Annotated in this window: 18 protein-coding genes; 10 read left to right on the top strand and 8 right to left on the bottom strand. The window is 74.6% G+C overall.

Annotation, left to right across the window (positions count from 1 at the left end; translation table 11 throughout):
- Positions 1-68 precede the first annotated feature (68 nt).
- Together J5Y04_RS33730 and J5Y04_RS33725 are read right to left on the bottom strand one after the other, a co-directional pair.
- Entirely contained in the window at positions 69-944 is an 876-nt protein-coding gene (locus J5Y04_RS33730) for a hypothetical protein (RefSeq protein WP_148641516.1), read from the bottom strand.
- A gap of 190 nt (positions 945-1,134) precedes the next feature.
- Positions 1,135-2,670, bottom strand: a complete 1,536-nt coding sequence (locus tag J5Y04_RS33725) for a hypothetical protein (protein ID WP_209416350.1) — start codon at positions 2,668-2,670, stop codon at positions 1,135-1,137.
- Between the two features lie 153 nt (positions 2,671-2,823).
- Between J5Y04_RS33725 and J5Y04_RS33720 the strand changes: the two genes are divergently transcribed.
- The 5 genes from J5Y04_RS33720 (at position 2,824) to J5Y04_RS33700 (ending at position 7,265) form a co-directional block, all read left to right on the top strand.
- Positions 2,824-3,861: an IPT/TIG domain-containing protein gene (locus J5Y04_RS33720; RefSeq protein ID WP_209416260.1), complete on the top strand. Its 1,038-nt coding sequence runs from the start codon at positions 2,824-2,826 to the stop codon at positions 3,859-3,861.
- Positions 3,862-4,128: 267 nt separating this feature from the next.
- Positions 4,129-4,686: a hypothetical protein gene (locus J5Y04_RS33715; RefSeq protein ID WP_209416257.1), complete on the top strand. Its 558-nt coding sequence runs from the start codon at positions 4,129-4,131 to the stop codon at positions 4,684-4,686.
- Positions 4,687-4,811: 125 nt separating this feature from the next.
- The gene (locus J5Y04_RS33710; protein ID WP_241002414.1) at positions 4,812-5,588 is read left to right on the top strand and encodes a LamB/YcsF family protein; all 777 of its coding nucleotides are present in this window, start codon (positions 4,812-4,814) and stop codon (positions 5,586-5,588) included.
- Positions 5,589-5,740: 152 nt separating this feature from the next.
- Positions 5,741-6,373, top strand: coding sequence for a 5-oxoprolinase subunit PxpB (gene pxpB / locus J5Y04_RS33705; protein ID WP_307853434.1), 633 nt, complete (start codon positions 5,741-5,743; stop codon positions 6,371-6,373).
- The gene (locus J5Y04_RS33700) at positions 6,366-7,265 is read left to right on the top strand and encodes a biotin-dependent carboxyltransferase family protein (RefSeq protein ID WP_209416255.1); all 900 of its coding nucleotides are present in this window, start codon (positions 6,366-6,368) and stop codon (positions 7,263-7,265) included. The genes pxpB and J5Y04_RS33700 overlap by 8 nt, the downstream gene beginning before the upstream one ends.
- Before the next feature lie 80 nt (positions 7,266-7,345).
- On the opposite strand, the gene J5Y04_RS33695 is transcribed toward J5Y04_RS33700, so the two are convergent.
- From J5Y04_RS33695 to J5Y04_RS33685, 3 genes are all read right to left on the bottom strand, one after another.
- The gene (locus J5Y04_RS33695) at positions 7,346-8,329 is read right to left on the bottom strand and encodes an aminoglycoside phosphotransferase family protein (protein ID WP_209416253.1); all 984 of its coding nucleotides are present in this window, start codon (positions 8,327-8,329) and stop codon (positions 7,346-7,348) included.
- Between the two features lie 224 nt (positions 8,330-8,553).
- Positions 8,554-9,333 carry an alpha/beta fold hydrolase gene (locus tag J5Y04_RS33690; RefSeq protein ID WP_209416251.1) on the bottom strand — a complete coding sequence of 260 codons (780 nt, stop codon included), beginning with the start codon at positions 9,331-9,333 and terminating at the stop codon, positions 8,554-8,556.
- A 159-nt stretch (positions 9,334-9,492) separates the two neighbouring features.
- On the bottom strand, positions 9,493-10,272 hold the full coding sequence (locus J5Y04_RS33685) for an alpha/beta fold hydrolase (RefSeq protein ID WP_209416250.1): 780 nt from the start codon (positions 10,270-10,272) through the stop codon (positions 9,493-9,495).
- 220 nt (positions 10,273-10,492) lie between these two features.
- On the opposite strand from J5Y04_RS33685, the gene J5Y04_RS33680 reads away from it, so the two are divergent.
- Positions 10,493-11,029: a PadR family transcriptional regulator gene (locus J5Y04_RS33680; protein ID WP_209416249.1), complete on the top strand. Its 537-nt coding sequence runs from the start codon at positions 10,493-10,495 to the stop codon at positions 11,027-11,029.
- A 143-nt stretch (positions 11,030-11,172) separates the two neighbouring features.
- Here J5Y04_RS33680 and J5Y04_RS33675 read toward each other — a convergent pair whose 3' ends face one another.
- Positions 11,173-11,625, bottom strand: coding sequence for a DUF4396 domain-containing protein (locus tag J5Y04_RS33675; protein ID WP_307853433.1), 453 nt, complete (start codon positions 11,623-11,625; stop codon positions 11,173-11,175).
- A 15-nt stretch (positions 11,626-11,640) separates the two neighbouring features.
- On the opposite strand from J5Y04_RS33675, the gene J5Y04_RS42390 reads away from it, so the two are divergent.
- The 3 genes from J5Y04_RS42390 (at position 11,641) to J5Y04_RS33665 (ending at position 13,797) form a co-directional block, all read left to right on the top strand.
- Positions 11,641-11,964, top strand: a complete 324-nt coding sequence (locus J5Y04_RS42390; protein ID WP_245205989.1) for a hypothetical protein — start codon at positions 11,641-11,643, stop codon at positions 11,962-11,964.
- The gene (locus tag J5Y04_RS33670) at positions 11,954-12,649 is read left to right on the top strand and encodes a bifunctional 2-polyprenyl-6-hydroxyphenol methylase/3-demethylubiquinol 3-O-methyltransferase UbiG (protein WP_209416239.1); all 696 of its coding nucleotides are present in this window, start codon (positions 11,954-11,956) and stop codon (positions 12,647-12,649) included. The genes J5Y04_RS42390 and J5Y04_RS33670 overlap by 11 nt, the downstream gene beginning before the upstream one ends.
- Before the next feature lie 305 nt (positions 12,650-12,954).
- Entirely contained in the window at positions 12,955-13,797 is an 843-nt protein-coding gene (locus tag J5Y04_RS33665) for an undecaprenyl-diphosphate phosphatase (protein ID WP_374106168.1), read from the top strand.
- A gap of 402 nt (positions 13,798-14,199) precedes the next feature.
- Here the strand turns inward: J5Y04_RS33665 and J5Y04_RS33660 are convergent, their stop codons facing one another.
- Positions 14,200-15,714: a HEAT repeat domain-containing protein gene (locus J5Y04_RS33660; protein ID WP_209416233.1), complete on the bottom strand. Its 1,515-nt coding sequence runs from the start codon at positions 15,712-15,714 to the stop codon at positions 14,200-14,202.
- 292 nt (positions 15,715-16,006) lie between these two features.
- Between J5Y04_RS33660 and J5Y04_RS33655 the strand changes: the two genes are divergently transcribed.
- Positions 16,007-16,552: a hypothetical protein gene (locus J5Y04_RS33655; RefSeq protein WP_209416231.1), complete on the top strand. Its 546-nt coding sequence runs from the start codon at positions 16,007-16,009 to the stop codon at positions 16,550-16,552.
- 196 nt (positions 16,553-16,748) lie between these two features.
- On the opposite strand, the gene J5Y04_RS33650 is transcribed toward J5Y04_RS33655, so the two are convergent.
- The gene (locus J5Y04_RS33650; RefSeq protein ID WP_209416229.1) at positions 16,749-18,233 is read right to left on the bottom strand and encodes a hypothetical protein; all 1,485 of its coding nucleotides are present in this window, start codon (positions 18,231-18,233) and stop codon (positions 16,749-16,751) included.
- Between the last annotated feature and the right edge of the window lie 103 nt (positions 18,234-18,336).

Raw genomic sequence — 18,336 nt, 5'->3', positions numbered from 1 at the left:
AGTGCGGGTGGGTCAGAAGGCTCGGGTGGGGCTCTGGGCGGTCGGAGGCCCCGGGGGCCCGGGTGGGCTCAGAGCGAGTGGAACGGCAGGCCGGCGTCGGCGACCAGCTCGTCGCCGGTGTCCGGCGGCAGCAGGCTGGCGGTCCCGTCGGACACCGGGACGACGCCGAGGTCGAGCAGCTCGGCCATGGCGGCGCTGCCGGCCAGGTCGCGGACCTGGAGCTGGTAGCGGGCGGTGGTGCGGTAGGTGCCGCCGGCGTCGTCCGAGGTCTTCTGCAGGAAGCCGGAGTCGACCAGGAACATCACCGCCTTGGCGACGATGCCGATGGTCGAGCCGGAGAGCCGGCGGGCGTCCTTGGTGGCGCCGGTGGCGGTACGCCGGGCCCAGACCCGCCAGGCGGCCTCCAGGCCGGGGGCGTCGCTCTGCGGGTCAGTGTTGGCGCCGTCCACCTCGGCCTGCTCCTCCAGCCGGCGGCAGGCCTGGCGGACGAAGGAGTCGACGCCGTTGACGGTGATCCGGCCGAGGTAGCCGTCGTCGGCGAGGTCCTCGGGGCGGGGGAAGGCCATCGCGGCGACGGCGAGGTGGGCGAGGCCGTGCAGGAACCGGTCGGTGGACTCGGAGGCGGCGCGCCGCGAGTAGTCGCCCATCCGGACGGCGAAGACGGAGTCCTCGGCGGCGGCCACGGCCATGCCGGCGCGCGGCGAGACCTCCAGGACGACCAGGCCCATGCCGGTTGCGACGGCGTCGGCGAGGCGGGCGAACGGAGGGTCCTCCCGGTGGCGGCGGACCAGCTCGGCGTACTCGGCGTCACGAGCCGGGAGGAGCTTGGCCTGGAGGCCGAAGGAGACCAGCCGGGCCGCGTCGGCGACGTCGGCCGGGGTGATCGCGGCGGGCGCGGCCGGCTCGGTCTCGGGTGCCCAGGACGTGTCGTGGTGGGTCGTCACGGGCGGTGCTCCTCGGTGCTGTTGCGGTGCGTGCGGGGCCGGTGGGGCTGGTGAGGTCTGCGGGCGCAGGTGCGACGGGTGCCGGGGAGGCCGGCGCCGTCGCGGTGCGTACGGGGGTGGCCGGTACGGGGCCGGCCGGTACCGGGGTCACCGGCACGGGGCCGCCCGGTACGGGGGTGGTGACCGGTCGTCAACTGGCGTCCTTGCGGTCGGCCGCCATGCCGGCCGCGTCGAGCAGGGCGCTGCCGACGATGAGGTCGGCGCCGCCGAACTCCGGGTCGCGCAGCGGGGTGCCGTCGTCGACCGCGAAGAGCAGCCGCTCCTCGCCCTGCCGGTAGGCGGTGCCGACCGGCGGGCTGGCCGCGTGCACGGCCAGCAGGGCGACCAGGTAGGGCAGCTCCGGGTCCTGCTTGCGGGCGTCGGCGAGCAGGCCGGAGAGCCGGCGGGGGGCGTCGGCCGGCAGGTCGAGCAGCTCCAGCGCCGACTCCAGCTGTGCCTCGGAGAACCGGCTGTCGTCGGGGGTGGCGACGAGGTCCGGGTCGGGCAGCTCGGCGCCCAGGTGCTCGCGCTCGACCGGCGGGGTCAGCAGCAGGTCGACCAGGTCGGTGACGCGGACGGAGACGGGCGTGCGCAGGCCGGTGCCGCGGGCGAAGAAGGCGCCGGTGGGCCGGACGGCCTGCTCCAGCGGCAGGCGCAGCACGGGCGCGAGCAGCTGGCCGTAGAGGTCGATGCCGCTGCGGGCGCCGGGGGCGGCGAAGGCCTGGCGGTCCTGCTCGGCGCGGAACAGCGGGCCGGCCTCCAGCAGGCGGGTCTGCAGCTGGGTGTGGCGGCGGATGCAGTCCTTGACGATGTCGACCAGCTCGGCGGCCCGGCGCTTGTGCTCGGGCTCCACGGCCTCGTCGCGGGCCTTACGGATGTTGGTGAGAATCGCGTTCTCGTGCCGGTAACGGTCGGCGATGTGGTCGAGCGCCTCGTCGATGAGGTCCGGGATGGCCTGCATCCAGTCGACGGCGCGGACGTTGCGCCGGGTGGCGTCGAGGGCGCGGCGCAGCGTCTCGGCGTACTGGACGGTGCGGTAGCGGGCCTGCTCGGCGGCGAGCTGGGCGTCGGCCAGGCGGCCCCGGCGGATCAGCACCTCCAGCTTCACCTCGGCGGCGATCTGGGCCGAGGTGACGTCGGTGTCGAGCGCGCCGACCAGGACGTTGACCGCCTCGTCGGTGGTGCGCAGGTAGACGCCGCCGTCGGGGCCGGGCACCTCCTCGATCAGCTTGAAGTCGTAGTCGCGGCGCACGTACGCGCCGTCCGCGCCGAAGGTGCCGTAGACGGCCCGGAAGCCGCGGTCGACACTGCCGACGTTGATCAGCGACTCCAGCACCCAGCGGGCCACCCGCTCGTGCTCGGCGGTGGGCCGGCCGGCGGCCTGGGCGGCGACGCGGGGCAGCAGCCGGGCCAGCACTATGTCGCGGTCGGCCCCGGTGTCGAAGTCCATGTGCAGGGTGACCAGGTCGATCGCGGCGAGGCCGACCTCGGCCATCGCGTAGCCGCCGTACTCGCCGGCCAGCATGCCCTTGCGGTTGTCCAGGTCGTGCAGCGGGGCGGTGCAGGCCAGCGCCTTGAGCCGGCGGGCGAGGCCCTCGTCGGCTGCGGGGCCGGGCGCGGGCCGCGCGGCGGCGGTGGCGGGCCCGGCGGGCGGCCGGAGCCCGTGCTCGGTGGGCGGGTCAGCGATGGCGGTCACGGAGGACAAGATTAGAGGTAGTCGCCGACATCGACCGAAACGGACCTTACGGGCGGGCGGGAGCAGGGGTCGAAGGCGGTCCACTAGAACTGGATTTCGAGAAAACCATCTCGTGGCGCGCCCGGCCCCGCCATCATGCGTCCTATGATCACCAGACTGGTACGAGGCGGCCTCGCCGCCGCACTGGCCGCGACCACCCTCGCCGCGGGCGCCGCCGTCTCCGTCGCCGCGACCACCGCCCGGACTGCGGTCACCGGCCCGAACGTCAGCGTGACCCAGGCCGGGAACTACCCGATCTTCCCGGTCGACAACACCAACTTCGCGGTGACGTGGACGTCCAACGGCACCGCCGACCTCACCGGGCCCACCCGGCTGACGGTGGACCTGCCGCCGGGTCTGACGACCAGCGGCGCCGCCTTCACCGCCGCCCCGGCCGACTACACCTTCACCGAGACCGTCTCCCCCGACGGCCGCCGCCTGGAGGCCGTCTTCACCGGCACCCGGGCCCCGGGGCGTAGCGAGTTCATGAAGGTCTACGTGGCCTCGCACGGCACCAAGCCGTCCGGGGCGATCACGGTCACGGTCGCCAACGCGGGCGACTCCGACCCCTCCGACAACGTCTCCACCTACCTGCTCGGCAGCGGCCTCCAGCCGCGGGCGACCGCGCCCGCGCCGGCCGTCACCGGGATCGGCACCACCACCGGCCCGGGGACCGGCGGCACCGCCGTCACGGTGAGCGGCAGCCACCTGTCCAACGGCTTCGTGCTGTTCGGCGGCACCCCGGCGAACGGCTCCTGCACCGACACGGCGTGCACCGTGACGGCGCCCGGCGGCTCGGGGAGCGCCCCGGTCACCGTGGTGACGCCGGGCGGCTCGGCCACCGCACCGGCCGCGTTCGACTACACCGGCGCACCGCCCGCACCGCCGGCCGCACCGGTGGTCACCAACCTGACCACCAGGAGCGGCCCGGCCGCCGGCGGCACCCAGCTGTACGTCCAGGGCTCGAACCTGACCTCGGGGACGGTGGCCTTCGGCGGCGTGCCGGCCGGCCACGTCTCCTGCGGGCCGACGTTCTGCTCGGCCACCGCTCCGGCCGGGACGGGCACGGTCGACGTGACCGTCACCACGGCGGGCGGGACCAGCGCGGTCGGCACGGCGGACCGGTACACGTACACCGCGTAGCGGAGGTTCACGAAGGGTGGCCGGGCGCGGTTCGCGTCCGGCCACCGGCCTTTCCGGAGGCCGACTGTCCGGACGTGGCCGCTTCCGGAGGCCGTCGGCGGCCCGGGAGCCCAGGCACTCCCGCGGGGCGTCCGGGCATTCCCTCGCAGCGTCCGGGCACCCCCGAGGCAGAGTTGAACACGTTCAATTCTGCGGTCTAGAGTCGTCCTGCGCGGGTGGGACAAGATCTCACCTGCTCTTCGGCATGTCGGCATGGAGGTTTGCGCGATGAGCACTGAATCCGAGGCGGCGCTGCGGCGGGTACGCCGGTGGCTGGGGATCTTCGTGGTCTGCCTGGTGCTGAGCGGTCTGACGGCCTTCCCGCTGGAGGCCGAGACCAGGTGGCTGGCCGACTTCGCGACCGGGCCGGCCGCCCCCGTCACCGACCACCTGCCGGCCCTGGTCGGCCGGCTCGAACAGGTCCGCGACGGCATCGCCGAGACCAACGCCCGCTACCCCTTCCTCGCCTACGGCACCGACTGGCTGGCCTTCGCCCACCTGGTGATCGCCGCCGCCTTCTGGGGCCCGCTCAAGGACCCGGTGCGCAACGTCTGGGTCATCCGCTGGGCCGTCCTCGCCTGCGCCGGCATCATCCCGCTGGCGCTGATCTGCGGCCCGCTCCGGGGCATCCCGCTGTACTGGCGATTCATCGACATGTCGTTCGGCGTCGTCGGCGTCGTCCCGCTGCTGATCGTGCTGCGCGCGCTGCGTCCGCTGGAGCGGCTCGCCGACGCCGAAACCCGCGCCGCCGCCCGGGCCACCGCCCCGGCCTCCGCCACCGGCTGATCCGTCCGGGGGAACGGCCCGCCGCCCGCCCGGCCCCCGCACACGGGCGGGGCCCGCACGGGCGGCACCGGCCGTCACGCGCAGGCCCTACGATCTGGCTCAACAGCTGTGGGAGGCGGACCGGCGTGGCCGATGCGGTGATCGATCTCAATGCGGACCTCGGTGAGGGGTTCGGACGGTGGACGCTGACCGACGACGAGGCGCTGCTCTCCGTGGTGACCAGCGCCAACGTCGCCTGCGGCTTCCACGCCGGGGATCCGTCGACCATGCGCCGGGTCTGCGCGCTGGCCGCCGAACGCGGCGTCCGGATCGGCGCCCAGGTCTCCTACCGTGACCTGGCCGGCTTCGGCCGGCGTGCGATGGACGTCCCCCCGGACGAGCTCGCCGACGAGATCGCCTACCAGATCGGCGCCCTCCAGGTCTTCGCCCGCGCGGCCGGTTCCCGGGTCTCGTACGTCAAACCGCACGGTGCCCTCTACAACCGGGTGGTCGGCGACTCCGAGCAGGCCGAGGCGGTGGTCGCGGGCGTGCTGCGGGCCGGGGCGGTCTGCGACGGCCCGCTGCCCGTGCTCGGCCTGCCCGGCTCCCGGTTCCTGGCGGTCGCCGAAGGCGTCGGGCTCCCGGTGGTCACCGAGGCCTTCGCGGACCGCGCGTACACCTGGGCCGGCACCCTGGTGCCGCGCCGCGAACCGGACGCCGTGGTGCACGACCCCGAGACGGTGATCACCCGCGCGGTCGGCATCGCCCGGGACGGCACGGTGGAGGCCGTCGGCGGCGAGCCGATCGCCGTCGAGGCGCGCTCGCTCTGCGTCCACGGGGACACCCCCGGCGCCGCGCAGCTCGCCTGGCGGATCCGCGGCGCGCTCGCCTCGGCCGGGGTACGGGTGGAGGCGTTCGCGTGACGGAGGCGGGGGACGCCGGCGCGGGGGACGCCGGCGCGGGGGAGCGGGCCGGAGGCGCAGCGGGCGTCGAGGACACGGAGCGGGCCGGAGGCGCAGCGGGCGTCCGGGGCGTCCGACGCGCGGAGGGCGCGGGCCCTGCGGCGGAACACCCGGTGCCTCCGGAGATCCGAACCGTCGGGGAGCGGGCGCTGCTGGTCGAGGTCGCCGGGGCGGCCGAGGTGGGCGCCCTGTACGCCTGGCTCCGCGAGCGGCAGGCGGCCGGCGAGCTGCCCGCCGTCGAGGAGATCGTCCCCGCCGCCCGGACGGTCCTGCTGGACGGCGTGACCGACGTCCCCGCACTGGCCACCCTGCTCGGGGCGGCCCGCCCGACCGCGGCGACCACGACACCGGGCCCGCTGGTGGAGGTGCCGACCGTGTACGACGGCGCCGACCTCGCCGAGGTGGCCGGGCTCTGGGGGGTCTCCCCCGAGGCAGCCGTCCGGATCCACACCGCGCCCGAGTACGTGGTCGCCTTCTGCGGCTTCGCCCCCGGCTTCGGGTACCTGACCGGTCTGCCGGAGCAGTACGCGGTGCCGCGGCGCGCCACCCCGCGCAGTTCCGTCCCGGCCGGCTCGGTCGCCCTGGCCGGCCCCTACACCGGCGTCTACCCGCGGTCCTCCCCCGGCGGCTGGCAGCTCCTGGGCCGTACCGGCCTGCCGCTCTGGGACGCCGCCCGCGAACCAGCGGCGCTGCTCGCACCGGGCGTACGGGTCCGGTTCACGGCGGTACGGGGCGACCATGGCTGAGCCGGGAGACGTGGCCGAGCCGGGAGACGTGGCCGAGCTGGAGGTCGTCCGGCCCGGCCCACTGACCACCGTGCAGGACCTCGGGCGACGCGGCGTCGCCCACCTCGGTGTGCCCCGGGCCGGTGCGCTGGACGAGCCCGCGCTGCGCGCCGCCAACCGGCTGGTCGGCAACGAGCCGGACGCGGCCGCGCTGGAGACCACCCTCGGCGGGGTCGCCCTGCGCGCGAGCCGGCCGGTGACCGTGGCCGTCACCGGCGCGCCGTCGGCGGTACGCGTGGACGGGCGGGCCGCCGCCTGGGGCGCGCCGGTCTCCGTGCCGGCGGGTGCGCTGGTCGAGGTCGGCGCCGCCACCCACGGCGTCCGCGGCTACCTGGCGGTGGCGGGCGGGATCGCCGTCCCTCCCGTGCTCGGCAGCCGCTCGGCCGACCTGCTCTCCGGCCTCGGCCCCGCTCCGCTGGCCACCGGCGACCGGCTGCCGGTCGGCCCTCCCCCGCAGCCACGGCCGACCCCGGACCTGGTGCCGCTTCCCGCGCCCCCGGCCGAGCTGGTGCTGAGACTGCACCTCGGGCCGCGCGCCGACTGGTTCGAACCCCGGGCGGTGGCCTGGCTGGCCCGCGACCACTACCGGGTCGCCCCGGCCAGCAACCGGATCGCCCTGCGGACGGAGGGCCCGGCGGTCACCCGGTCGCGCGGCGGCGAACTGCCGAGCGAGGGCATGGTGCTGGGAGCCGTCCAGATCCCCCCGGACGGCCTGCCCGTCGTCTTCCTCGCCGACCACCCGACCACCGGTGGCTACCCCGTCCTCGGCGTCGTCCCGCCTGCCGACCTCGCCGCCGCCGCACAGGCCCGCCCCGGGACGCCGCTCCGGTTCGTGCTGCTGCGGGGCCGGTAGCCGCGACGCTGCGGGGAGCAGGACGCGCGGGTCGTCGGGTCACACCGGAACGGTCTGCGGGAACGGTCAAGCCGGACCGGTCAGCGGGAACGGCCCAACAGGGTCTCGGCAATGGCGCGTTGGTCCGGGCTGACGATCGCTCCGCCGGCCCCGCCGGCCTCGATGTCCTCGCGGTCCTCGGTGTCCTCGATGTCCCAGAGGGTGTTCTGCAGGACGCGGGCCAGCGTCCAGCAGGTGGCGCGGGCCGGGTCGAGGGCGAGGGTGTCGGTCAGCAGGTCGAACCGGCGACGGAGCGCGCGCGGGACGTCGCCGGTCGCGGTGAGATCGTCCCAGCGGTTCCGCAAGGCGGGGAGGAGCTCGAACCCCGGATCGCCCGCCAACGGCTTGGGGTCGATGGCGAGCCAGGGCGCCCGGCCGTCCACGCCCGCCGGGGCAAGCACATTGGCGTAGTGCAGGTCCCAGTGGAGCAGGCGGTCGCCCGGTTCGTGCCGGACCTCGCGGAGGGCGGCGGCGCAGTCGGCGAGCAGACGGCGGTCGGCCGGGTCGGCCAGTGCCGCGAGCGCCTCCGGCACCCGGGCCAGCATCGCGTCGGCGACCTCGGCCAAGCTCCGCAGACCGGACGGGGCCTGCTGCTCCGTCAGGCCGGCCAGCAACTCGGCGAGGACGCGCAGGGCGGCGAGGTCGTCCGGGACGGTGAGCAGGGAGCGGTCCGGGTCCAGGCGCTCCAGCAGCATCGATCCGGTCGCCGGGTCGTGGGCGAGCAGCCGGACGGCGCCCCGGCCGTCCCAGGCGCGCAGCGCGACGGGCTCGCCGGCCGTCTCCTCGTCCAGCGGCTGGAGCTTGAGCGCGGCCGGCGTGCCGTCCGCGCGCAGCACCGGGAGGACCAGCCCGACCATGCCGTGGGCGGGCCGGCCGTCGGGGCGCAGCGACCAGCGTTCCAGCAGCCCGGCGGCGAGTGCCGGGAGGCCGGCAGCCCAGTCGCGGCCCGGCTCCCCGAAGAAGTCGGCGAGGGAGGCGGTGAGCGCGGCGGGGACGCGGAACCACGACTCGGGGGTCGTCGGCATGTGGGCGGCTCCTCGGCGACGGGAACGTGCACGGGTCGTGCCACAGTGGCGGGTCGTGCCACTGTGGCGTGACGTGTCGGGGCGGCGCGACGTATCGGGTGGCGTGTCGCGTCATGAGGGCACGACGCGCCGTGGGGCGCGGCATGCCGTGCAGACGTGCCCTGCCGTGCCGTGCGGTGGGGATATGACGCGCCGTGGGGGAAGCGAGACGTCACATCAGCGCGTCACGCACCCGCAGCCTGGCGTGCCAGCCCGGTAGCGGCGGCCTCCGCGAAGCCCTCCGGATTGTCGAACATGATGTTGTGCCCGCAGTCCGGGACCGCCACCAGCTCCACCCCCGCCTCCCGCAACCGGTCCGCACCCACCGGCTCACCGTCCGCCGCCGGGTGGAGGAACGTCCGCGGGACCTCCAGGCCGAGAAGGAGTTCACGCAGGGGCGGCACGGTGCCCCCGGCACGGTGAACGGCGCTGCGATGGAGCGCTTCGGGGCCGGCCAACCGCATGGTGGACCACCAGAGCGGACCGGCCCACTCCTCCGTCTGCTCCCGGCCGCCGGCCAGGAACTCCTCCTCGGTGAAGGAGGCCAGTCCGCCGACGCCCGGCCCGCGAGCCGGGGTGACCGGGTCGAGGCCGGCATCCACCAGGACGAGGTTGGCGACCAGCCCGGGATGCCGGTGCGCCAGCACGATCGCGACCGCACCGCCCATGCTGTGCCCGACCACCTCGACCTGCTCCAGGCCCGCCCCCCGGATCGCAGCGGCGACCGCGTCGGCGTGGGCCTCCAACGTGTACGGGAAGTCCGCAGGCCGGTCACTGATGCCGAACCCCAGCAGATCGAGCAGGAGCGAACGACGCCCGGCCAGCAACGGATGAGCGGCCGCCGCCGCGAAGTAGACCGGCGAACTCGCACCCAGACCATGCAGGAACAACCGAGCCGGCTCGACACCCGGCAACTCCACCCAACGAATCCGGTCGCCGCTCGGGGTCACGGTGGCTTGACGCACGGTCGTACTCCTCATCGATTCACGGGGTGACGTCCCGCGCTCCTGCGCGGGACGCCGGCGTTGGCCGGCGTTGGCCGGCGTTGGCCGACGATGACCGGCGATGGCTGGCGTTGACCGGCGATGGCCGGCAGCCGAAGCACGGTCGGGGCGGCCGACGCGTCACGCCACAGCGGCGCGACGTGCCAGGGCGGCAGCGGCGGCCTCGGCGAAGCCCTCCGGATTGTCGAACATGATGTTGTGCCCGCAGTCCGGGACCGCCACCAGCTCCACCCCCGCCTCCCGCAGCCGGTCCGCACCCGCCGGCTCACCGTCCGCCGCCGGGTGGAGGAACGTCCGCGGGACCTCCAGGCCGAGGAGGAGTTCGCGCATGGTCGGGACGGTGCCGTGGGCGAGGTTGACCGCGCTGCGGTAGAGGGCCTCGGGGCCGGCGAGCCGCATGGTGGACCACCAGAACGGGCCGACCCACCGGCCGACCCTCTCCCGGCCGCCGGCCAGGAACTCCTTCTCGGTGAAGGTGGCGATCCCGCTGCTGCCCGGACGGCGGGCGGGCGCGATCGGGTCGAGGTTGGCGTCGACCAGGAGGAGTTTGGCGACGAGCCGCGGATGCCGGTGGGCCAGGACGATCGCGACCGCGCCCCCCATGCTGTGCCCGACCACCTCGACCTCGGCCAGTCCGGCCTCCTCCACCGCCGCGGCGACCGCGTCGGCGTGGGCCTCCAACGTGTACGGGAAGTCCGCAGGCCGGTCACTGATGCCGAACCCCAGCAGATCGAGCAGGAGCGAACGACGCCCGGCGAGCAACGGATGAGCGGCCGCCGCCGCGAAGTAGACCGGCGAACTCGCACCCAGACCGTGCAGGAACAACCGGGCCGGCTCGACACCCGGCAACTCCACCCAACGAATCCGGTCGCCGTTCGGGGTCACGGTGGCTTGACGCACGGTCGTACTCCTCATCGATTCGGGGCACTGCAGCGAAATGCAGGGGGACGCGGCACAGGCACCGCACGCGGCACCGCACTCAGCGCGGCAAAACGCCGGCACAGCGGCAGCGCGGCACCAGCGCGGCGGCATGCCGGGAACGATACCTCGGACCCGAGGTATAGCGGTAGCGATATAGTTGGCGGACGCCCGAGAACGACCCCTTGAGAGAGTGACCCCCATGCTGAAGCTCGCGATCCTCGGGTTCCTCCATGACCGGCCCCTGCACGGCTACGAGCTGCGCCGCCACCTCGCGGCGCTCACCGGGCACGTCCGACCGATCAGCGACGGCACGCTCTACCCGGCGATCAAGCGCCTGGAGTCCGACGGCCTGCTGGTGCGCGAGACCGAGCCGGGGACGACGGCCGCCCCCCGTCACACCCTCCACCTCACGGACGCGGGGCGGGCCGCGCTGCTCGACCGGCTCCGCGCACCCGACGAGCTCGACATCAGCGACGAGAACCGCTGGTTCACCGTGCTGGCCTTCCTCCGCCATCTCGACGGCGAGCCGGCCGCCCAGGCCGTCGTGCTCCGCCGCCGCCTCGCCTTCCTGAGCGAGCCGGCCAGCTTCTTCTACGACGGGGCGCGCCCGCTCGGCGCCGAGGAGGTGGCGGACCCGTTCCGCCACGGCATGCTGCTCATCGCGCGGGCCACCACCGAGACCGAACTCGCCTGGCTGCGAGCCACCCTGACGGAGCTTGAGCGCAACGAGCAGTAGGGCTCCGCGGACCGCACCTCCGCCGCCCACCCCGATCCGCACCACCCCCCCACCCCCCACCCACGAAACGCCGCGGCCCGCACCGACCGTCGAACGGTCGGTGCGGGCCGCAGGCGAGTTCCCCGGCGCCTCGGGGTACGGGGTCAGTGCTGGTGGTGGGCGTGGACGACCGCGTGGCCGCGGCCGCGCCCGATCATCCACTTGTTGACCGGCACGGTCAGGCTGAAGGCGAGGACGAGCGAGCCCGCCAGCGCGATCCAGAACAGCAGGTCGCCGAGCCCGGCGTCCATCGCCCCCGGGACGGTGACCATCACGGTGTTGTCGATCAGCTCCATCACGAGGATCGACACGGTGTCGGCGGCCAGCGCGACCTTCACCGCGGCCCCGACGTCCAGGCCGGCCTTCAGCACGCCGCGCATGGTGAGCGCGTAGCCGAAGACGAAGGCCAGCAGCACCGAGAGCACCACGGTCGCACCGTTGTGCAGGCCGAACGCGGTACCGAGCACCATCCCGAGGATCTCGCCGATGGCGCAGCCGGTGAGGCAGTGCAGGGTGGCCTGCGCGGCGGTCCGCCAGCTTGCCCCGCCGCCGTGCACCGCACCGTGGCCGGCATGTCCGGCGTGGTCCGCACGGCCGGCGTGGCCGACATGGCCCGCATGCAAGTCGTGTCCCGCATGCACGTCGTGTCCGACATGGCCGGCGTGACCTTCGTGACCGGCCGGGTGGCCGTGGTGCTCGTGGTGCTGGTGGCCCGCGTGCTGCCCGTGTTCGTGCTGTGCGGGGTGTGCCATGTCGTCCTCCGCTTGCTCTGGCGCTTCGTTCCTCGCTCCGTCGACGATGAATGTATACCCCCATGGGGTATGCCGCAACCCTCGTTCCGACGCCCTCTTCCCCCTGCCGTCGACCCGTGTTCCGATGGGACGCATGACCGATGAGCGACGCAGGGGTTACGACGGCACGGGACCGGGCGCGATCACACCGGACGGGTGCGCCGTCGAGATGTACAGCCGACTGCCGGCCAGGGGTGAGCCGGAGGTGATCGAGAAGGCGGTCCCGGCCGGCGCGAGCATCCTCGAACTGGGCTGCGGCGTGGGCCGGATGACGCACCCGCTGCTCGACCGGGGCTTCGCGGTGACGGCCGTGGACGAGTCCGCCGAGATGCTGGCCCGGGTGCGCGGGGCCAGGACCGTCCGGAGCCCGATCGAGGAGCTGGACCTCGGCGTGCAGTTCGACGTCGTCCTGCTGGCCTCGTTCCTGGTGCACGCCGGCGACCCGGTGGTCCGGCGTCGGCTGCTGGAGACCTGCCGGCGCCATGTCGCGGCGGACGGCTGCGTCCTGCTCCAGCGCGAGGGCGAGGAGTGGCACCTGGACGTACCGCGCGAGCGCCCGATCCCTCCGGACGGACTGGTCCGGATCGCCTCGTCCACACCGGTCGGCGACGGGGTGAACTCGGTGCACGTCGAGTACGAGTTCCCGGACGCGCGCTGGACCCAGACCTTCCTCTCCCGGCCCCTCAGCACCGCCGAGTTCGAGCGGGCGCTGGCCGAGGCGGGCCTGACCGTGGACGCCTATCTGACCGAGGACCGGGTCTGGGTGCGGGCACGGCCGGACACCGTCTGAGCAGGGGACGAGCAGCACACGAGCAGCACACGAGCAGCACACGAGCACCGCACGAGCACCGTCCGGAGAACGGTCCGGGCGGTGCGGTCGGCCCGGAGCGGGGGTGAACGACAACCCGTCACCTTCACCGCGTACCATCAGGCGCGCGCCGGGCCCTCGCGCGACCCGTGCGTCGGGCGGGACCGGCGGTTCGCATGCCATCGGCATGTGCCCCGTGCATGCCGATGGCATGCTCCCGCACCGACCACCACACAAGGACCGCTGATGCGCATCGACCGACGGATACCCCGGGCGGGTGTCCGGTGATCGAATGGTTCCACGGGGCCGTCCTCGGCCTGATCCAGGGGCTCACCGAATTCCTGCCGATCTCCTCCAGCGCCCACCTCCGGGTCTTCTCGGCCCTGTTGGGCTGGGACGACCCGGGCGCGGCCTTCACCGCCGTGACCCAGCTCGGCACCGAATCCGCGGTGCTGATCTACTTCCGCCGCGACATCGCCTCGATCGTGAAGACGTGGACGCTCTCGCTGTTCCGGCCGGCGCTCCGCTCGCACCAGGACGCCCGGATGGGCTGGTTCGTGATCATCGGCACCCTGCCGATCGGCATCCTGGGCAAGCTGTTCCAGGACACCATCGAGACCAACCTCCGTGACCTGCGGATCATCGGCACCACGCTGATCGTGTTCGGCCTGGTCCTGGCGGTGGCCGACCGGACCCGGGCGGTCCGGAACGCCAAGCCGATCACCGACCTCACCCTGCCGCACGCCGCCGGGTACGGCTTCGCACAGGCGCTGGCACTCATCCCCGGCGTCTCCCGCTCGGGCGGCACCATCAGCGCCGGCCTCCTGCTCGGCTACAGCCGCGAGGCGGCGGCCCGGTACTCGTTCCTGCTGGCGATCCCGGCGGTGCTCGCCTCCGGCCTGCTGGAGCTGTTCAAGATCGGCGAGGGCCCCGCCCCGGCCTGGGGACCGACCGTCCTGGCCACCCTGATCGCCTTCGTGGTCGGCTACGCGGCGATCGCCTGGTTCCTGAAGTACATCTCGAACAACAGCTTCATGCCGTTCGTGGTGTACCGCGTGGCGCTCGGCATTCTGATCATCGTGCTGGTGAGCATCGGCACTCTGGCGCCCGACGCCGGGGTCGTGAAGTAGAACGCGGTTCCAGCGCTTCCACCCAGCAGTCCAACCCCCGGCGATTAAGCCCGGCAGCGCCGTCCGGTGGTCCCGCCCGGCAGCTCCGTCCAGCGGTTCCACCCCACCGGCCCCCTCGTACCGACAGCAGCGGGCCGGGGCACCTGAAGAGGTGCCCCGGCCCGTTTCGTCGTCCAGGAAGCAATCCGGCCCCCGAACGACGCGGTAGCAGGCCGGCGGCGCGCGGCCGCAGCTCGGCCGCGGCACAGAGGCGGCACACAGCCGGCTCAGGACCGCAGGCGGCTCAGAGTCACAGGTGGGCCAGGCACACGGGCGGCTCGGGAACGTGGCCCCGGCCCCCGCCCCTGCCCGTGGGCGGCTCGGGATTGGCCCCGGGGCGCCCGTGGCGCCCCCGCCGGGTGGCTACCGGCTGCGCTCGCGGGCGGCGGTCAGCCGGCCCCGTACGGCGGCGTGGACCTCGGCCTCCTCGGCCGGATCGGCGGCGAGCCGGCGCAGGCGCTCCAGCACACGGGCGTCGCCGGTGGTGGCGACGTGTCTCGCGGCGAGCTCGCGGGTGGACTCCTCGCAGTCCCAGAGGCACTCGACGGCCGGGCCCTCGGGGAAGTGCACGTCGGTCGCGGCGAGCGCCTGGGCGGCGCGCCCCCGCAGTTCGGACGAGGCGGCCTCGCCGTAGATGTGGCGCAGGACGGGGACGGCTTCGGCGGCGGCAAGCCGCCCCGCACCGTCGACCAGCGCCCCGAGCCCGGAACCGGTGCCCGTCACCCCGCGCACCGAGATCCAGCGGCGCAGCCCGGCCACCACGAGGGGCGCGTCGCAGGGCTCGCCGGCGTCGGCGAGCAGCTGGACGGCGGCCTCGCCGAGGGCGCTGTCCGCGCCGCCGGTGGTCGGATCGGCCCAGCGGCGGGCGTGGGCCAGCACCTCGGGTCCGCGCATCCGGCCGAGCAGCTCCAGGGCGGCGCGCACCATCCGGTCGTCCACGTCGGCGGCGGCGGCCTCGATCAGGCCGGCGGCGGCCGGGTCGCGCTGGTCGACCAGGTAGCGCAGCGCTGCCCGGCGGGCGCCCGGCAGGCCGCTGCGGGCGGCCTCCAGCACGGCCGGACGGTCCTCGGGGCGGACCACGGCGGCCAGGCAGCGCGCGGCAGCGGCGGCGCGGCGGTCCACGGCGTCGGGGCCGGTGCGGTCGCCGGCCTCGCGGGCCGGTTCGGGGCGGTCGGGCTGTCGGGCGAAGGCGCCGGCGCTCAGGCCGCCCAGCTCGCCCTGGTCGGCCCAGGCGAGCACGTCGGCGGTGGACCAGCCGGGGGTGACACCGCTGCGGTTGAGCTGGCGCTGCCAGAGGTCGAAGGGGGACTGCTCGCTCGCCGCGGCGACCCGCGGGTGGTAGGCCGCCCAGAGCCGCCACGGCCGCGGCTCGTACGCGCCGCGGATGAACTCGCGCAGCTCGGCGTCGCCCTCGGGGCCCGGCGGGAAGCGGTCCAGCACGGCGGTGCCGAGCAGCAGCAGGCCGCGGTCGTCGTCCCGCAGCGCGAGCTCGTCCAGGGCCCAGGCCCAGTTGGTGCCGGTGGCGGCGTACTCGCGCAGCATCAGCAGCGCGTCGCGCCGGCCGTAGGCGGCGAGGTGGCCGAGGACGGAGAGGGCGAGGCCCGTGCGGGTCTCGTCGTCGTCGAGGAGGTCCTCCGGGTCGTGGAGGTGGTCCTCGATGCCGCCGAGCGGCGCCTCCAACTCCATGTAGAGGCGTGCGTAGTAGAGGGAGCGGTTCTCGACCTGCCAGTCGGCCCTCGGGTCCCTGGTGACGCACTCCTCCAGCGCGGCGATGGCCTCGGTGCGGTCGGCGGCCAGCGCATGGAGCTGCCCGTCACCGCGGCCTCGCTGAAGGAGGCCGAGGAGGCTGGCACTGGGTGCTATCACTGGCTCGAACATGAGGTCAGCATCCGTTGCGGCGGTCGTAGTGGCAACGGGATTTCCGTCGCCGGGGTCACTGGTCGGTACTGCGGTGGGCGCCCGGGCGCCGGAATCACCGAAGGTTACCGCCTCGGACACCCCGCCGCACACAGGGCAATGGACCCTTCTGTCCGTTTGGCATATGCCGGAGGAATTTTGCCAGAGATCTGCCCAAATCCCCCGCAGGGGTGAGGCCGCTGTGCGACAGTCTTCTCACCACCCGGACAGGCTGTAACGCCACCGTCACTCGATCATCGGAAACGTCATGGACATGCCCAGCACCACCGGCCGCCCGCCGGGCACCGCCGTGGCGGACGGGCCGGCGGACAGCCGGACGGCCGGCGGCGCCCGGACCGCACCGGGCACCCCGACGGGCCGCCCGGCCGACGGCGGGGCGGGCACGGGACCGGAGACCGGGGCGGCCGACGACGCGGTGGACGGCAGAGTGGACGACAGAGCGCACGGCACGACACAGGCGCCGTCCGGCCCCGGAGTCGGCTCGGCCGAGTGGGACCTCCTCACCGACGACATCCGGTGGTCCGACGAGGTGTTCCGGCTGCTCGGGTGCGACCCGGGACGCGGCCCGCTCAGCCTCGACCGGCTGCCCGACCGCGTCGACGAGCCGGACCGGCCGCAACTGCGCCGGATGATGACCGACGCACTGGTCCACGGACGGCACGCCTACGGCACCCTCCAGGTCCGCCACCCCTGCGGCGGTCGCGGCGCGATCGAGTGCGCGGGCGAGCCCGTGCTCGGCACCGACGGCACCGTCACCGCACTGCGCCTGCTGCTGCGCCCCGTCGTCGACCACCGCTGAACCACCGGCGGCACCCGAACCGCCGGCCACGCCTCGGCCAACGGCCCACGCAGGCCGACACAGGCCCGTCCCGGCCCGCCCCCGGCCCGGATCCACGGACCGCCGGACCACCGAACCGCCGTACGAGCAGGCCGCTGACACCGCCGTACGCCCGAGCCGCCGTTTCCCTGGACGACCGGACCACCGGCCTGCCGGCTCAGGCGAGCTTCGGCCGGTTCTTGGCGTCCGCCTGCCGCAACTCCCGCCCCAGCTCCGCGCGGAGCTCGTCCACCACCGGCATCCCCCGGTAGCGGGCGGTCAGCCGGTACATCTCGCGCAGCCGGTCCCAGGTGCGGTGCGAGGAGTTCTGGCCGATCAGGTTCATCACCATCTTGGCCTGGAACTCCGCCGCGTCCGGCTCCCCGGTGAGCCAGTGGACCGAGGCCAGGGTGATCCGGTCGAACAGCGCCGAGCGCAGCTGGCCGGTGCCCTCGCGCAGCTTGATCACCCGCTCGGCCTGGCTCCGGGCCTGCACGGCCGCCGACGGGTCGTGCTCGGCCAGGGTGCGCAGCACCAGCGCCTGCATGCCGCGCAGCTCCGCCTCGTCGAAGACCTGCATCCAGGACGGCGGCGGCTCGGGGACGTCCTCGGCGAAGAGGTCCTCGGCCTCGCCGAGCAGCCGCCAGGTGTCCTGGGAGTGCCCGATCGAGGCGTGCGCCCAGGCCTCCACGGTGTTGAGCATCGCCCGGGTTCTGGGCAGCACCTGGCCGCCGCCGGCCTTCGCCGCCGACATCAGGTCGAGCGCGTCGTCGGCCCTGCCGAGGTGGACCATCTGCCGGGCCGCGCGCGAGATCGCCTCGCCGGCCCGCGGACGGTCGCCGGCCTCCTTGGCCGACTCGGCGGCGATCACGAAGTACCGCTGCGCGGTGGGCTCCAGGCCGACGTCGTGCGACATCCAGCCGGCCAGCACCGCGAGGTTGGCGGCGACCAGCCACAACCGCTGCTCCACCGCCGGACTGTGGCGGTGCGTCAGGAGACCGCCCACCTCGTTGAGCTGGCCCACCACCGCCTTGCGCTGGAGGCCGCCGCCGCGCGCGGCGTCCCAGGCGCGGAACACCTGCACCGAACGCTCCAGCGCCTCCACCTCGTCGAGCCCGACCGGGCCCGCGTCGTACACGTCCACCACCGGGCGGGCGGCGCCCTGCCCGGTGACCACCGGTCGCGGCCCGGGCACGGAGGCCGCGTACGCGACCGCGTCCCCGCCCAGCCAGCCCTTCAGGGAGTCGGCGACGACCGCCCCGGCCGTGAGCGCGGCACCCGCGCCCACCAATCCACGTCGGTTCAGCATGAGGTCCATTCCCGTGAACTCGGTGAGGACCGCGGCCGTACGATCCGGCTCCCATGGATGTGCTGCGGGCTGCGCCGCTCCGGTCCTGGTGGGCCGGTGTCGTTCCAGACCGAGGTCCTCAGTGGTGACGACACGGCCGAGCCGCTCCGTGAACACGGCTGCCAGCACCCTCGGCACCGGATCGCGCGGGATCTCCCCCTGCTCGATCCACCGCCGGACCCGCGAGGTGTCGGTGGACAGCTGCTGCTGTCCGATCGCGGCGCCACGCCTGTTGACCAGCCGCGCGAGCTCGCCCTTCGACCATCCGGTCAGGACGAACAGGTCGGCGAGTCGGGTGTTGGGTTCCCTGCTCACGTGAAGCCCCCAGGTTCCTCGGCTGGTTCGAGGCTAGAGGCTCCGTCATGTGCCAGGCGAGCATTCGCCAGGCTTCGCCAGGGTCCGCCACATTACCAACCAG

The organism is Kitasatospora sp. RG8, from assembly GCF_017813315.1.
GTDB lineage: Bacteria > Actinomycetota > Actinomycetes > Streptomycetales > Streptomycetaceae > Kitasatospora.
The sequence above is the reverse complement of the archived record's forward strand: the minus strand, read 5'-3'. Positions and strand labels throughout refer to the sequence as shown.

Excerpts from the sequence above, each read along its gene's own strand:
- J5Y04_RS33720 (WP_209416260.1), top strand. The coding sequence starts at position 2,824 with ATGATCACCAGACTGGTACGAGGCGGCCTCGCCGCCGCACTGGCCGCG.
- J5Y04_RS33715 (WP_209416257.1), top strand. The coding sequence starts at position 4,129 with ATGAGCACTGAATCCGAGGCGGCGCTGCGGCGGGTACGCCGGTGGCTG.
- J5Y04_RS33700 (WP_209416255.1), top strand. The coding sequence starts at position 6,366 with ATGGCTGAGCCGGGAGACGTGGCCGAGCCGGGAGACGTGGCCGAGCTG.
- J5Y04_RS33695 (WP_209416253.1), bottom strand. The coding sequence starts at position 8,329 with ATGCCGACGACCCCCGAGTCGTGGTTCCGCGTCCCCGCCGCGCTCACC.
- J5Y04_RS33680 (WP_209416249.1), top strand. The coding sequence starts at position 10,493 with ATGCTGAAGCTCGCGATCCTCGGGTTCCTCCATGACCGGCCCCTGCAC.
- J5Y04_RS42390 (WP_245205989.1), top strand. The coding sequence starts at position 11,641 with ATGTCCGGCGTGGTCCGCACGGCCGGCGTGGCCGACATGGCCCGCATG.
- J5Y04_RS33670 (WP_209416239.1), top strand. The coding sequence starts at position 11,954 with ATGACCGATGAGCGACGCAGGGGTTACGACGGCACGGGACCGGGCGCG.
- J5Y04_RS33660 (WP_209416233.1), bottom strand. The coding sequence starts at position 15,714 with ATGTTCGAGCCAGTGATAGCACCCAGTGCCAGCCTCCTCGGCCTCCTT.
- J5Y04_RS33655 (WP_209416231.1), top strand. The coding sequence starts at position 16,007 with ATGCCCAGCACCACCGGCCGCCCGCCGGGCACCGCCGTGGCGGACGGG.